Genomic DNA, 15483 nt, shown 5'->3' on the forward strand with positions numbered 1-15483 from the left:
TCACCCGTCCGCCGCTAACTTAAAAAGCAAGCTTTTTAAGTCCGCTCGACTTGCATGTATTAGGCACGCCGCCAGCGTTCGTCCTGAGCCAGGATCAAACTCTCCGATAAAGAGTAAGATTAGCTCAAATGCTAAACTCTAGCTTTTTGTTACTTGTTTTTGTTTCTATAACGAAGTTATAAAAACGATTATTGTTGACGTTTGTTTGTTCAGTTTTCAAAGAGCAATATTTAGTTGCTAACAGAAGCAACTTTTAAATACTAACATATTCTCATATGCAAGTCAACAAAAATTTCATGGTTTTTTTACCAACTTATAACTCTCTTGCTGACTTGTATGAGTATATCAGGTTGTTGAATAGAGTGCAATACCTATTTCAGAAAAAAAGAGGATTTTTTATATTAACTATATTGAAGTACCTCTTCGATATATAGATGCCTGTTCTTTTCCAAATCCATTAATGCTTCATCCTCTAAAATTTTCACAAGTGGTCGTGTAGCAGATCTTCCTTCTACAAATACAATCTCTGCTCTATGTCCATTAGAAAGTCTTATTGTGCTTCCTATTGTATATTGAATAATACTGTTACTTAGAGCCTGTAAAACTACATGGTCAAATTTTCCGAAGTAGTCCTGCTGAAGCTTTTCCAATACCTTGAATGGTGACTGTTTGCTTCTATAGAGCCTTTGGGAAGTCATTGCGTGGAAAGTATCTGATACAGCAATAATCTTTGCATATGGATGTATCTTATTATCTGCATTGCCTAATGGATACCCGCTTCCATCCAGCCTTTCATGGTGCTGGAGAATAGCAAGCCTTGTTTCTTTCTTAAGAAGAGAATGCTCTGGCAGCATTTTTAAACTATAGCTTGTATGTCTTTTTACTTCAGCAAATTCTTCTTCTGTGAGAGGTTCTTCTTTTGTAAGTAAACCAGGAGGTATTTTTGACATCCCTGCATCACTCAAACAGCCAGCCATAGCTATTTGAATAGTTTCCCCTTTGTTGTAACCCATTTTTTGTGCAATAAGGGCACTGATGACACCTACAGCTACTGAGTGCTGGTAGATATACTCCCTCTTATTCGATAAATGATATAAAGAAAAAACTTCTTTACTATACTGCTCAAGATCTTCTAGCAGAGGCAGCAAAATTGCCCGGACAGCCGGTATGCTCAAAGGAACACCTGACTGCCAAGAACGAAATTCCTTTTTATATTGACTAACACCATAAAGAAACTTGTCAAAAAAGCTCTCTTCGTCATCTTCTATAAATTGATTTGCTTCTGTTAATTCACTAAGAAGATTCCCATCTATCTGTGTATTTTCAATCTCTACTTTTTTCACTTGGAAAACTTTGAGGAGATTTATATGTTCATCTGTCAGTACAGTTTTGGAAGTAATTATTGGCCTATTTGTCATGCTGAAAACATCTTCGGTTAAGATGCAGCCAGCATTTAATCGGTCAACACTAATATTCATGAAATACTCCACCCTTACAAGGACTTTTATACTATATTTTACTTCACTTTTTAACAGATTGATAACTATTTTTTAAAAATAATTATCAAACAACCCATTTCAATAGTTTCCTTTAGACCTTTTTACCTATTAAAACACACTCTTCAATAATAAATAAAAACCTTTATACAAAAAAAGAGCTGCCATTAGGCAACTCTCTACTCTTCAGTTTCCTCAACGTCAGATATTACGCTATCATCTGCCGTTTCTTCAGGAATTTCTGTTTCAGCTTCTTCTTCTTTTTCTACTTTAGCAACAGTTGCAACAAACTCACTTTCACTTTCGTTGAGCTTAATCAGCTTAACTCCTTGTGTGCTTCTGCCCATTGAAGAAATATCGTTAACAGCCATACGAATCAACACACCACCTGTAGTGATAAGCATAAGATCTTCCTCACCATCTACTGCCTTCATGGAAACTAAAGGTCCATTTTTGTCAGTAATATTGCAGGTCTTGATTCCTTTTCCGCCTCTTCCTTGAATTCTATATTCATCTGCAGGCGTTCTTTTACCATAACCGTTTTTCGTAACAATAAGTATTTCAGAGCCTTCTTCAAGAACTTCCATACCGACAACTTCATCATTTGAAGATAGAGTTATCCCTTTAACCCCTGTAGCTGTTCTTCCCATTGAGCGAACATCAGTTTCTGGGAAACGGATAAGCAAACCATTTCTTGTTCCTATAATGATTTCTTTATTTCCGTCTGTGAGACGTACAGAAATAAGCTCATCTCCATCTCTTAAGTTAACTGCAATCAGACCATTGTTTCTGATATTAGCAAAAGAAGATAACGGAGAACGTTTAGAGATTCCTTCCTTCGTCGTGAAGAACAAGAACCAATCATCTACGAATTCTGATACAGGAATGATAGCATTCACCCATTCACCTTTCTCCACTCCGAGGAGGTTAATGATTGGAATACCTTTAGCTGTACGGCTAAATTCAGGGATTTCATAGCCTTTCAGACGATATACCTTCCCTTTATTCGTAAAGAACAAAATCGTATCATGTGTGGAAGTCGTACTAAGCTGTTCCACAAAGTCATCTTCATTTGTTCCCATTCCCTGGATACCTCGTCCACCACGCTTCTGAGAGCGGTATGTAGATGCGGGCAACCTCTTAATATAACCGTTATGTGTTAATGTAATGATGATATTCTCTTCTGGAATTAAATCTTCATCTTCTATATTTTCAATTCCGCCTGCTACAATTTCTGTACGGCGTTTATCGTTGAAACGCTCTTTTACCTCATTCAGCTCTTCACGAATTATATCAAGCAGCTTTTCTTCATCCGCTAAGATTGACTTCAGCTCTTGAATTAAAGCAACTAATTCTTTATATTCTTCTTCTATCTTTTCTCTTTCAAGTCCAGTCAATCTTTGTAGACGCATATCTAAGATAGCTTGAGCTTGCTTTTCTGACAGACTGAAATTACTCATTAATCCTTCTCTAGCAATATCCGTTGTTCTAGAACCGCGAATTAAGGCAATTACTTCATCTAGATGATCAAGCGCAATACGTAGCCCTTCTAATATATGAGCACGTGCTTCTGCTTTTCTTAATTCAAATTCAGTACGACGGCGGATAATAACCTTTTGATGATCCAAATAATAGACGAGACATTGCTTTAAATTAAGAACTTTAGGTTGTCCATCCACAAGCGCCAACAAGTTAATTCCAAAGCTAGTCTGCATTGCTGTATGCTTGTATAAGTTATTCAGCAGTACGTTTGCATTCGCATCCTTACGAACTTCTATAACAACCCGCATTCCATTACGGTCAGATTCATCTCTTAAGTCTGTAATACCGTCAATCTTTTTATCCCTAACCAGTTCAGCAATTCGCTCTACTAGACGAGCTTTATTTACCTGATAAGGAATTTCCTTGACGATAATAACTTCTTTACCATTCGGCTTTACTTCAATATCCACCTTCGCTCTAACGATGATAGACCCTCTGCCTGTTTCGTATGCTTTTCTTATACCAGATCTCCCGACGATCATTCCGCTTGTCGGGAAGTCAGGACCAGGTATGATTTCCATCAATTCAGGAATGGTTATATCGGTATTTCTGCTTACTGCCAAAACACCATCAATAACCTCTCCCAGCTGGTGCGGAGGAATATTTGTAGCCATACCCACTGCAATTCCGCTTGTTCCATTCACCAGAAGGTTTGGGAAACGAGACGGTAAAACAACAGGTTCCTTTTCTTCTCCGTCGAAGTTTTCTGTGTAGTCAATTGTATCCTTGTTTATATCCCTTAAAAGCTCCATTGCTATTTTGGACATTCTTGCTTCTGTATAACGCATTGCAGCAGCAGAATCTCCATCAACTGAACCAAAGTTACCATGACCATCTACTAGCATGTAACGGTAGTTGAAATCCTGTGCCATACGAACCATTGTTTCATATACAGCACTATCACCATGAGGATGGTACTTACCAATTACTTCCCCAACAATACGAGCAGATTTCTTAAATGGCTTGTCAGAATGCATACCTAAGTCATGCATAGCATATAGTATACGGCGATGAACGGGTTTAAGCCCATCCCGAACATCTGGAAGTGCACGGGAAACAATGACACTCATTGCATAATCCAAGAAGGATGTACGCATTTCCTTGCTTATATTTATTTCTTTAATTTGAGAATTCGGCATATCAGCCATATAGGAACCTCCTTAAGCAAAGCGCAAGGTGCTAAATCTCCTTTAGCACCATAGTCATTCTTTTGCATTTATCTTAAACATCCAGGTTTTTAACATATACCGCATTTTCTTCTATAAAGTTTCTGCGCGGCTCTACTTTATCACCCATCAGCATTTCAAATGTTTCATCCGCTTCTATTGCATCATCTAAGCTTACCTGTAGCAAAACTCTAGTTGCAGGATCCATTGTTGTATCCCACAACTGCTCTGCATTCATTTCTCCTAATCCTTTATAACGTTGGATATTTGGTTTTGGTGATGCAGGTAAGTTTCCAAGCACCTCCGCCAACTGGCGGTCATTATAAGCATACTCGAGCTTTTTCCCTTGCTTAACACTATAAAGCGGTGGTTGAGCAATATAAATATATCCTGCTTCTACAATTTTTCTCATATAGCGGTAGAAGAAAGTGAGCAGCAGTGTTCGTATATGCGCTCCATCGACGTCCGCATCTGTCATAATAACAACCTTATGATATCTAGCCTTAGAAATATCGTAATCTTCTCCAATACCAGTACCAATAGCTGTAATCATAGAGCGAACCTCATTATTTGATAGGATGCGATCTAATCTAGCCTTTTCAACATTCAGGATTTTTCCTCTTAACGGTAGAATCGCTTGGAAGTGTCGATCTCTCCCTGATTTTGCCGATCCACCTGCGGAATCACCCTCAACTATAAACAATTCACTTATCGCAGGATCTTTAGAAGAACAATCTGCTAATTTACCAGGCAAGCTGGAAACTTCCAGTGCACTTTTCCTACGTGTCAATTCCCTTGCCTTTTTAGCGGCAATTCTAGCTCTTAAAGCCATTTGACCTTTATCTACAATTTTCCTTGCAACTGAAGGATTTTCAAGTAGGAATTTCTCAAAATGCTCTGCAAAAATTGTGTCAGTGATGGCACGAACTTCAGAGTTTCCTAATTTCGTTTTCGTCTGTCCTTCGAATTGAGGATCAGGGTGCTTAATAGATACTATAGCAACTATTCCTTCCCTTACGTCCTCTCCAGACAGGTTTGCTTCAGAATCCTTAAGAACTCCATTTTTTCTTGCATAGTCATTAATTGCTCTAGTCAAAGCCGTTTTAAAGCCGGATTCATGAGTACCGCCTTCATGTGTATTAATATTATTTGCGAACGAGAAAATATTTCCTGTATAACCATCATTATATTGAAGTGATACCTCAACAGTAATACCTTCTTTTTCTCCTTCGATATAAATCGGCTCTTCGAACAACACTTCTTTATTGCGGTTTAAATGCTCAACATATGACTTTATTCCGCCTTCATAGTGATATTCTTTGTTCTTTTCCATGCCTTCTCTTGTATCTTCTATCGTAATTTTTATATTCCGATTCAAGAAGGCCAATTCTCTTATCCTGTTTGCCAATGTTTCAAAGTCATAGACAAGCGTTTCCTTAAAGATTTCTCCATCTGGTTTAAATCTAGTTGTAGTACCAGTAACATCTGACTCACCAATGATTTCAAGGTCTGCTTGTGGAACGCCTTTTTCATATCTTTGGTAATAGATGCTACCATCACGATGAACAAAGACCTCCAATTCAGAAGAAAGGGCATTAACTACAGAAGCACCAACACCATGGAGACCACCGGAAACCTTGTATCCGCCGCCGCCGAACTTCCCACCAGCATGCAGGACAGTCATGATAACCTCAACTGCTGGTCTTCCCATCTTTTCCTGAATCCCAACAGGAATACCACGTCCATTATCCTTAACTGTAATGCTGTTGTCTTTTTCTATTATGACATTGATTTCATCGCAGTAACCTGCCAATGCTTCATCAATACTGTTATCTACAATTTCCCATACAAGATGGTGCAAGCCTTTTCCACTTGTTGAGCCTATATACATTCCGGGTCTTTTGCGGACTGCTTCTAATCCTTCAAGTACCTGTATCTGACTTTCATCATAGGATTGTTGCTCCATTGGATCATGTTCCATTGACAAATTGATCACCTTACTTTCTATTGACATCCTAAATTTGCTCTATGCTATCCTACTAGACACACCAACACTAATAATCCTGTGTCGTTAGTCTATACGACCGCCTCTTTAGTGTATTGGAAGCAATTGGAGAATAATAAATGGCATCCTTTGTAATCACAATAGATTTATAAGTATTACGATCGCCACTTATGGTTGTCTCCCTTTGCGTATTTAAAAATTCAGTTGTTATCTCAGAGGAACCAATTGTTTGTTTGTCTAAAATTGTAATGATATCTACAGTTCTTATAAGCACATTATCACCAATATGAACGTACACTATTTCACCTCAAAGCTATTGAATCTTTTTCATCGTTCCTGCTTCCACTTGGAAAGTGGAGGCTTCTTTTAATGTTTGATGATCGATTCCATCCACATTCGTCGTTGTCACGAATGTCTGTACTTTCCCTTGGATGGTATTCAAAAGATGAGATTGTCGATAATCATCTAATTCAGAGAGCACATCATCTAATAAGAGGATAGGATACTCGCGGATTTCCGCATGTATGAGTTCAATTTCTGCCATTTTTATCGAAAGTGCTGTTGTTCTTTGCTGACCTTGTGAACCAAATGTTTGAACATCTCTTCCATTAACAAAAAATAATAAATCATCTCGATGTGGGCCGAATAAGGTCATGCCTCGGTCAATCTCTCTTTTTTTCACATTGGCAAACTTTTCTTCGTATACTCTTCTCATTTTCGACAAATCGAGGTCTTCTGATACATCTGCCGAGGGTTTATACTGAATTTCCAACGTTTCTAACCCTCTTGATATTCCTTTGTGAATCGGAATTGCCCAATTCCCCAGAAGTTCTAAGAACTCAAAACGCTTTGATAATATTTTCACTGCCATGTCAATGAATTGTTCTGTCAGTATTTCAAGCATGGTATGATCTGACTGCTTATTCATCTGCAGCTGCTTTAAGTATGTATTCCGCTGCTGCAATATCTTTTGGTACTGGCTCATATCATGCAAGTAAACAGGTGATATTTGCCCTATCTCCATATCAATAAATCTTCTTCTGATTTGGGGACTTCCCTTAACAAGATTAAGGTCTTCTGGTGCAAACATCACAACATTCATATTGCCAATATATTGGCTTAACTTTCGCTGCTCAATATGATTGTACTTAGCTTTTTTTCCTTTTTTAGACACAACTAACTGCATGGGTAAGGGCCCATGTGCTTTTTTTAATCTACCTTCTATTTTAGCATAATCTGAGTCCCAACGAATAAGATCTTTATCGTTTGAAGTTCTGTGGGATTTAGCCATAGCTAAAACATAGATAGATTCCATCACATTTGTTTTCCCTTGTGCGTTTTCTCCCAGAATGACATTGACCTTGTTTTCAAACTCAACCTCTAGGTCCTCATAATTACGGTAATTCCTCAAATGCAGCTGCTCAATAAACATAAGGGATCATCCTTTTTTTACAGAACTGTGAATGTGCCAATAGAAGGGATTTCAATCTTGTCGCCTGCCCTTAATTTTCTGCCTCTGCGCTGATCCTGTTCTCCATTGACATACACTTCATGTTCACTTAAAAACCATTTTGCCATTCCACCAGATTGAATAATGTCTGCAAGCTTTAGAAATTGGCCTAACGTTATATACTCCGTATCAATCTTAATTTGATTGTTCATGTTTTCACTCTTTCAAGTTTAATCGTATCTCTCTATTTTACTAAATATTTTAAGGATACACAAAGAAAACTGAAATATTTCTATAAATTAGTAGTATTTGGCACATTAATAAGAGAGTTTGACGATGTTTTTTTTTTTAAAAATATACATAAAAACAACTTCACCATAATAAATATCTTTTGAAGGAAAATAGGATGCCCCATTCGGGACACCCTATTTAAAAGTAGCTGCTTAGTATGTTCTCACTGGAAGGATAAGCTGTAAGATAGAATCATCGTTTAACGGATTAATGACAAATGGTCGCATTGCACCAGTGAAATTAATTTTCACTTCTGTTCCCTCTAAAGCTTTTAAAGCATCCATCATGTATTTTGCACTAAAAGAAATTTTTAGTTCTTCTCCATGAATCGATTCACTAACAAGCTCTTCAACAACTTTACCGATTTCTGGTGTAAAAGAAGAAATTTCAATTACATCTTGGCCAATAGTTGAGAATTTAACAACGTTATTGCGTCCCTCTCTCGCCAACAAGGAAGCACGATCAATAGCTTGTAAAAATTCCTTAGCATTAACAACGATCTCTGTTTTGCTTTCTGTCGGGATAAGACGGTTTGTATCAGGGTAATTCCCTTCAAGAAGACGAGAGAAGAATAAAATATGCTTCGCCTTAAATAGAATCTGGTTTTCTGTAACAACAATTTCAACTGGCTCATTATGATCATCTAATATACGGTTCAATTCATTTAAACTTTTTCCTGGAATAACAATATTAAAGGTCTGTTCCGTATTCGCATCTATTTTAGCTTTTCTTAGAGCAAGACGATGGCTATCTGTTGCAATACAGATTAAATCATCATTTTCAATCTTCCAGTTTACACCTGTCAACACTGGGCGTGTTTCTGAGGTGGACACTGCGAAAACAGTTTGCTTAATAATATTTTTTAACAGGTCAGTTGGAATCTTAAAGATATTTTCTTCTGAGATTTGTGGTAAGTGCGGATATTCCTCTGAATCAAGACCGTTTAAGTTAAACTCCGATTTTCCTGAGCGAATTACTGTTTGCAGGTTATCTACCTCAAGCTCTACTTGACTTGTAGGAAGTTTCTTTACGATTTCACTAAAGAATTTTGCTTGCAGCACAATTGATCCAGGACGTTGAATTTCAACAATAACCGTCTCGTTTTCTTCTTTAGGAATAAAAGATTCAATAGAAATATCAGAATCACTTCCTGTTAGAGTTACACCTTCTTCTGTTGCTACAATTTTTATACCTGTAAGAATAGGAATCGTCGTTCTGCTAGTTATTGCTTTCATTACATCCTGTACACTTTGAACGAGCTGTTCTTTTTGGATGATAAATTTCATAATTGATCCTCCGTTATCATAGTTTTTAATTGCGTATTTTATAATAATATTTCTTTTAAAAGATCGTAGTAATAGTAGTAGGCCCTGTTAATTTGTGGATAACTTGATTTTTCAAAGGAAACACAGTCTATCCACATGTGGATAGACTGTGTCTAAGTTAGTGAAAGTTATACACAGTATTCAGCTTTATACTTTTAGTAATTCATTGATTTCCTTCAGCTGCTTTTGCAGAATGGAATCAGATACTAGTAGTTTTGAGATCTTTTCATGTGCATGGATAACTGTAGTGTGATCTCTTCCACCGAATTCTTCGCCAATCTTCGGAAGGGAAAAGTCAGTAAGCTCACGTGATAAATACATGGCAATCTGTCTTGGAAAAGCAATGGACTTCGTTCGTTTTTTGGCTTTGAAATCCTCTAGTTTTACACTGAACTGCTCCCCGACTACTTTTTGTATATCATGTATTGTTATTACGCGCGGCTTTGAGCTAGGGACGATATCTTTTAATGCCTCTGCCGCAAGATCAGCATTAATGTCTTTGTTGATTAAAGAGGAATAAGCAACAACTCTTATGAGCGCTCCTTCTAGTTCACGAATGTTGGAATCAATTTGATTCGCGATATACAGCATAACCTCATTTGGAATATCCAATCCATCTGCTTTAGCCTTTTTTCGGAGAATCGCAATTCTTGTCTCCAAATCAGGAGGAGTAATATCCGTTATAAGTCCCCATTCAAATCGTGAACGAAGCCTGTCTTCCAATGTCGGAATCTCTTTTGGTGGTCTGTCACTGGATATGATAATTTGTTTGCTTTCCTCGTGCAGTGTGTTAAATGTATGGAAAAATTCTTCCTGTGTCGATTCTTTTCCAGCAAGGAATTGAATATCATCTATTAGAAGCACGTCGACATTCCGATATTTGTCACGGAATTCAGCGCCTTTATTGTCTCGAATACTATTGATGAACTCGTTAGTGAACTTTTCTGAAGATAAATAAACAACCTTCGCCGCAGGGTTATGATCTAAAACATAATGTCCGATTGCATGCATTAAGTGGGTTTTTCCAAGTCCTACGCCCCCGTATATAAATAGCGGATTATAGGCTTTTGCTGGTGCTTCCGCTACTGCCAGTGAAGCAGCGTGAGCAAACCGGTTTCCAGACCCAATTACAAATGTATCAAAGGTATATTTTGAATTTAGTATTGTCTGTTCAGTTGTTTCTTCCTCTTTTTTCTTTTGTTTAGAGGAGATTTGAAGATCAAATTCTTCTTCCTTTTGATTACGAGGAATTATGAACTTTACACCAAGTTCTTCACCAGTTATTTCATAAAGAATGTCAGAAATAAGCTGGGAGTACCGTTCTTCCAACCAATCTCGAGCAAATTCGTTAGGAGCTGTTACGATTAAGCTATCGCCTTGAAGGGCATGAGCCTTCGTTGCTTTTAGCCATGTATCAAAGCTTGGTTTGCTGATTTTTTTTTCGATATTGCCTAAAGCTTTATCCCATAGATCCGCAATATTTTCCAACCAATTTCCCTCCTTTTTCTTTTTATTTGCGTGCTGAAAAGAACAGATATTATAAATAAGTACTAATCTGCCAGTATTATTAATTATGATCTGTGGAAAAATATATAATAAGGAAGTAAAGTAGCATTTCGACAGTATCCACTATTTGTGGACAACTCTTTCAAGAGATGTCTAATAAGCTGTCCACATCTTATCCACACTCTGTGGATAATTTAGTTATACACAGAAATTATTCAAATGTGAAAACAAAACTATAATATCAAAAAATCATAATAACTGCAATGGTTTTTCATATCTTATCCACAAGTGAAACAAGTTGTTGATAATAAATGTCCACAGGTTATTAGTTTGTTAAAAACCTGTAAATAAGTATTGTGGATATTAAAAAAATTGTCGAAATTTTATCCACAGCCATTAGATTGGTTTTTTTTTCGACAAAAATTCAGGGGATTTTATTGCTTGTAGGAAAGAATTTGAAGAGCAAGTGAGGAGCCTTCCCAAAGTGTAAAAGGACAGCCGTATTGACAAAAAGCTATGAATTCCTTATTATTACTATTCAGAAAGAAATAAAGTGCGTAGCATATGTTTTGCAGAAGTTTTCTGATGTTATAGAACATTAGGCAATTAAAAATTGTTTTTAGAGAGAACGATAAATAAAGCATAAAACAAATGAATGGTTGACAATCAATCGACTATGTTTATATAATTGTAAGGACTGTCTGTAACAGCTATTCCTCAGGGAGGTGTCATATACAATGAAAAGAACTTTTCAACCAAATAAACGCAAAAGAAGTAAAGTTCACGGATTCCGCAGCCGCATGAGCAGTCCTAATGGACGTAATGTTTTAGCTCGTCGTCGACGCAAAGGAAGAAAAGTATTATCAGCTTAGGCCACTGAAACGTCAGTGGTCTTTTTTTGATAAAAAGGACTGTAAAAGTACAAGCTCTTAGAATAAATTGCTAGAGCTCATACTATAATGGAAATATAAACTCCTGGTTTTGAAGCAAGGATGTTTCTATGTTGGAATGTACATAAATAATATAGATTCGGAAAGTATGGAATAAATAAGGAGTAAATGATTTGAAGAAAGAATATCGCGTAAAAAAAAGTAAAGAGTTCCAAGAGGTATTTAAAAAGGGACAATCATTTGGCAATAAGCAGTTTGTAGTTTATAAGTATAAAAAAAGCGGACAAGATCACTTCAGAATAGGGCTCTCTGTTAGTAAAAAAATAGGAAATGCTGTCATGAGAAATAAAATTAAGCGATTTATTAGACAAGCTTTCCTTGAAATCGGAGACCTTATAGAAAATGAAGCCGATTATGTCATCATTGCTAGAAAGCCATTAGCAGAAATGGAATATGAAGAAACGAAAAAGAGCCTCCTTCATGTTCTCAAAATAGCAAAGGTGCTAAAAAGAAAGATTCATTGAAAATTCAAGTTAAGCGTTTCCTATATGAAGAGATTAGGATACAATGAAGCCATAAGCTAATTTAGGCTCTATTATCTATTAACAGGAGGATATGACGGTTGAAGAAAAAATTAGGATTGCTATTTGGTCTATTATTTTTAATGGCTATTTTAACTGGGTGTACAGAGTTTAATCAGCCAATCACTTCAGACAGTGAAGGCTTTTGGAATGAATATATTGTTTATCCATTGTCTATGCTTATCATCAAAACAGCAGAAATTGCCGGCGGAAACTTTGGTGTTTCCATAATTATTGTAACAATTTTGGTTCGCCTTGTAATCTTGCCGTTAATGATTAAGCAAACAAAAAACAGCAAAGCAATGCAGGCTGTACAGCCTGAAATGGAAGCATTAAGAAAGAAATATAGCTCTAAGGATCAAAAGACACAGCAAAAGCTCCAAGAAGAAACAATGAAGCTTTTCCAAGAAAACAAAGTGAATCCACTTGCTGGATGTTTTCCATTAATCGTTCAAATGCCAATTTTAATCGGATTCTACCATGCGATCTCACGTACAAGAGAAATTGCCCAGCATGAATTCTTATGGTTTAACCTAGGTCAGCCAGATCCATTCTACCTGCTGCCGATTATTGCAGGGATAACGACATTTATTCAAACTAAAATGACAATGGCTGGTACTGCAGGCCAAAACCCGCAAATGGTTATGATGCAATATATTATGCCTATCATGATTTTAGTATTTGCAATCAACTTCCCAGCAGCACTTTCATTATATTGGGTTGTAGGTAATATTTTCACAATTATCCAAACGTATTTCATTAAAGGACCAGAGTTGAAAAAGCCTGGCCAAACAGGAAAATTGGAGGGAGCTAAAAAGTGAGAGAAGTAACTGCTACAGGACATTCCGTCGAAGCAGCAGTGGAATCAGCTTTAGCTCAGCTTAAGACAACAAAGAATCAAGCCGAAATCATTGTTGTTGATAAAGGAAAAAAAGGTTTTTTAGGAATTGGTGCCCGCTCTGCAACTGTAACGGTAAGGAAGCTTGATACGCCTGCTGAGTCAGCAGAACGGTTTTTGCGAGATGTATGTGACAAAATGGGAGTGGATGTATCCATTTCGGTAAAAAAAACAGGCAGAAATATCTTTTTTGAATTACAGGGGGAAAAAATTGCCCTTCTTATTGGAAAAAGAGGCCAGACACTAAACTCGCTTCAATATTTGACTCAATTGGCTATAAATAAAAATTCCTCCGAATACTTAAAGGTATCGCTCGATGCAGAAAACTATCGGGAAAGAAGGAAACAAGCCCTTATACAGCTTGCTGAAAGGACAGCTTATAAAGCCCTCAAGTTAAATAAAGAAATTACCCTGGAACCCATGCCGTCGAATGAAAGAAAGATTATTCATAACGCTCTTACAAAAAGGAAAGGCATCAGCACCCATTCCTCGGGAGAAGATGCATTCAGGCATATTATTATCTCTCCAGAAAAAAGATATAAATAAAAAAAAGACAATCCTCCACTTCGGGGATTGTCTTTTTTTGTGCCTCATACTATTTTAAACCTCAAAATTTCCCCTAAAAAACAACCGCTTCTACAATAAACAGAAAAATTTTGCCCCATTCTTTATAAAATCTGTGAATTATTTGTCTGAACAGCGCTATTTTTGGTGCGTTTTATTGTTATTCACATGTGGATAAGATAAAATAGTAATAATGAATTTAATAGTAATGTGGATAAGTGTGCGGATTTTTTTCTTTTTTAAAAGCTGTGGATATGATAATCTAATCTATTGTAACAATAAAATGAGTGTTGATAAGTTTACGTCAATTTTTTATATAAATAGATCTTTGTGATTTGAGGTGAAAGAATGGAATTTGATACTATAGCCGCAATCTCCACACCGATGGGAGAGGGAGCGATTGCAATTGTAAGAATGAGTGGACCAGAGTCATTTTTGATTGCAGATAAGGTATTTAAAAGCATCGGTAATAAAAGAATAAAAGAGGTAGCTAGCCATACAATTCATTATGGCCATATTGTAGACCCTGGCACAGAAGAAATAATTGAAGAAGTTATGATTTCAGTGATGAAGGGACCAAGAACATTTACAAAAGAGGATGTTATTGAAATTAACTGTCATGGCGGAATGGCCTCTGTTAACCGACTTCTGCAATTGCTTGTTACGAATGGGGCAAGACTAGCAGAACCAGGTGAGTTTACAAAAAGAGCTTTCCTTAATGGTAGAATCGACTTGTCCCAAGCGGAAGCTGTAATGGATCTGATCAGAGCAAAAACAGATAAAGCGATGAATGTAGCATTAGGACAAATGGAAGGAAGACTTTCCAAGCTAATCAGAAGCTTAAGACAAGAAATTCTTGAAACACTTGCTCAAGTGGAGGTTAATATTGATTATCCTGAATATGATGATGTAGAAGAAATGACACATCAGCTTATGCTCGATAAATCTAAATTTGTCCAGGAAGAGATCAGAAAGCTTCTCCAGACATCCCAGCAAGGGAAAATTTTGCGAGAAGGGCTTTCTACCGTTATTGTCGGCCGTCCAAATGTAGGGAAATCATCCTTGTTGAACAGTCTTGTCCAGGATAGTAAAGCAATCGTGACAGATATTCCTGGAACAACACGTGATGTAATAGAAGAATACGTAAATGTGCGCGGTGTACCTCTGCGCCTTTTAGATACAGCCGGTATTCGTGAAACAGAGGATATTGTAGAAAGAATTGGAGTTGAGAAGTCAAGGAAGGTATTGAAAGAAGCCGATCTTATCTTGCTAGTTCTCAATTACTCAGACGACTTAACGGAAGAGGATATCAATTTATTCAAAGCAATAGAGGGAATGGACTATATTGTCATTGTAAATAAGACAGACCTTCCACAGAAAATTGACATGGACCGCATAAAGGAATTATCAGCAAATCAAAAAATGGTTACAACTTCTTTGCTGCAGGATAAAGGTATTAATCAGCTTGAGGAGGCAATCTCAAGTCTGTTCTTTGAGGGTGTCATTGAAGCAAGTGATATGACGTATGTATCTAATACAAGACATATATCCCTGTTAAACCAAGCACTTCAATCGATTAATGAAGCTATTTCCGGTGTTGAAATGGGAACACCAATAGATATTGTTCAAATAGATTTAACTAGAACTTGGGAATTACTTGGTGAAATTATTGGTGATAGTGTACACGAAAGCCTAATTGATCAGCTATTCTCCCAATTTTGTTTAGGGAAATAAACGAGATTTTTAATTTTGCATAAAAAGATGCTATT

13 protein-coding genes and 1 rRNA gene are annotated in these 15483 nt (G+C 36.9%); 5 read left to right on the forward strand and 9 right to left on the reverse strand.

All coding sequences use genetic code 11. The annotated features are described in order from the left end of the window. The 9 genes from EM808_RS13785 to dnaA form a co-directional block, all read right to left on the reverse strand. Positions 1–110 (reverse strand): 16S ribosomal RNA (locus EM808_RS13785); the annotation flags it as partial. Between the two features lie 291 nt (positions 111–401). Next, the gene (locus EM808_RS13790) at positions 402–1478 is read right to left on the reverse strand and encodes an HD-GYP domain-containing protein (RefSeq protein WP_127738792.1); all 1077 of its coding nucleotides are present in this window, start codon (positions 1476–1478) and stop codon (positions 402–404) included. Positions 1479–1675: 197 nt separating this feature from the next. Continuing rightward, positions 1676–4186 (reverse strand): DNA gyrase subunit A, encoded by a 2511-nt coding sequence (gene gyrA / locus EM808_RS13795; protein ID WP_127738793.1) that lies wholly within the window; start codon positions 4184–4186, stop codon positions 1676–1678. 73 nt (positions 4187–4259) lie between these two features. After that, complete coding sequence (gene gyrB, locus EM808_RS13800; protein WP_127739116.1) at positions 4260–6185, reverse strand: DNA topoisomerase (ATP-hydrolyzing) subunit B; 1926 nt, start codon at positions 6183–6185, stop codon at positions 4260–4262. A 73-nt stretch (positions 6186–6258) separates the two neighbouring features. Continuing rightward, positions 6259–6507 (reverse strand): extracellular matrix regulator RemB, encoded by a 249-nt coding sequence (gene remB / locus EM808_RS13805; protein ID WP_127738794.1) that lies wholly within the window; start codon positions 6505–6507, stop codon positions 6259–6261. A 15-nt stretch (positions 6508–6522) separates the two neighbouring features. Further along, positions 6523–7641: a DNA replication/repair protein RecF gene (gene recF, locus EM808_RS13810; protein ID WP_127738795.1), complete on the reverse strand. Its 1119-nt coding sequence runs from the start codon at positions 7639–7641 to the stop codon at positions 6523–6525. Positions 7642–7658: 17 nt separating this feature from the next. Then, positions 7659–7871 carry a S4 domain-containing protein YaaA gene (yaaA, locus tag EM808_RS13815; protein WP_127738796.1) on the reverse strand — a complete coding sequence of 71 codons (213 nt, stop codon included), beginning with the start codon at positions 7869–7871 and terminating at the stop codon, positions 7659–7661. A 231-nt stretch (positions 7872–8102) separates the two neighbouring features. Then, on the reverse strand, positions 8103–9236 hold the full coding sequence (gene dnaN, locus EM808_RS13820; RefSeq protein WP_127738797.1) for a DNA polymerase III subunit beta: 1134 nt from the start codon (positions 9234–9236) through the stop codon (positions 8103–8105). A gap of 186 nt (positions 9237–9422) precedes the next feature. Further along, positions 9423–10763 (reverse strand): chromosomal replication initiator protein DnaA, encoded by a 1341-nt coding sequence (dnaA, locus tag EM808_RS13825; RefSeq protein ID WP_213084035.1) that lies wholly within the window; start codon positions 10761–10763, stop codon positions 9423–9425. Positions 10764–11518: 755 nt separating this feature from the next. Between dnaA and rpmH the strand changes: the two genes are divergently transcribed. The 5 genes from rpmH to mnmE all read left to right on the forward strand — a co-directional run bounded on the left by rpmH (position 11519) and on the right by mnmE (position 15448). Then, positions 11519–11653 (forward strand): 50S ribosomal protein L34, encoded by a 135-nt coding sequence (gene rpmH / locus EM808_RS13830; RefSeq protein WP_127738799.1) that lies wholly within the window; start codon positions 11519–11521, stop codon positions 11651–11653. A 191-nt stretch (positions 11654–11844) separates the two neighbouring features. Next, positions 11845–12195, forward strand: a complete 351-nt coding sequence (gene rnpA / locus EM808_RS13835) for a ribonuclease P protein component (protein ID WP_127738800.1) — start codon at positions 11845–11847, stop codon at positions 12193–12195. Positions 12196–12293: 98 nt separating this feature from the next. Then, entirely contained in the window at positions 12294–13073 is a 780-nt protein-coding gene (gene spoIIIJ, locus EM808_RS13840) for a YidC family membrane integrase SpoIIIJ (RefSeq protein WP_127738801.1), read from the forward strand. Next, the gene (jag, locus tag EM808_RS13845) at positions 13070–13696 is read left to right on the forward strand and encodes an RNA-binding cell elongation regulator Jag/EloR (RefSeq protein WP_127738802.1); all 627 of its coding nucleotides are present in this window, start codon (positions 13070–13072) and stop codon (positions 13694–13696) included. The genes spoIIIJ and jag overlap by 4 nt, the downstream gene beginning before the upstream one ends. A 366-nt stretch (positions 13697–14062) precedes the next feature. After that, the gene (gene mnmE / locus EM808_RS13850; RefSeq protein ID WP_127738803.1) at positions 14063–15448 is read left to right on the forward strand and encodes a tRNA uridine-5-carboxymethylaminomethyl(34) synthesis GTPase MnmE; all 1386 of its coding nucleotides are present in this window, start codon (positions 14063–14065) and stop codon (positions 15446–15448) included. Positions 15449–15483 lie beyond the last annotated feature (35 nt).

The sequence above is a fragment of the Niallia taxi genome (assembly GCF_004005475.1).
GTDB lineage: Bacteria > Bacillota > Bacilli > Bacillales > Cytobacillaceae > Niallia > Niallia taxi.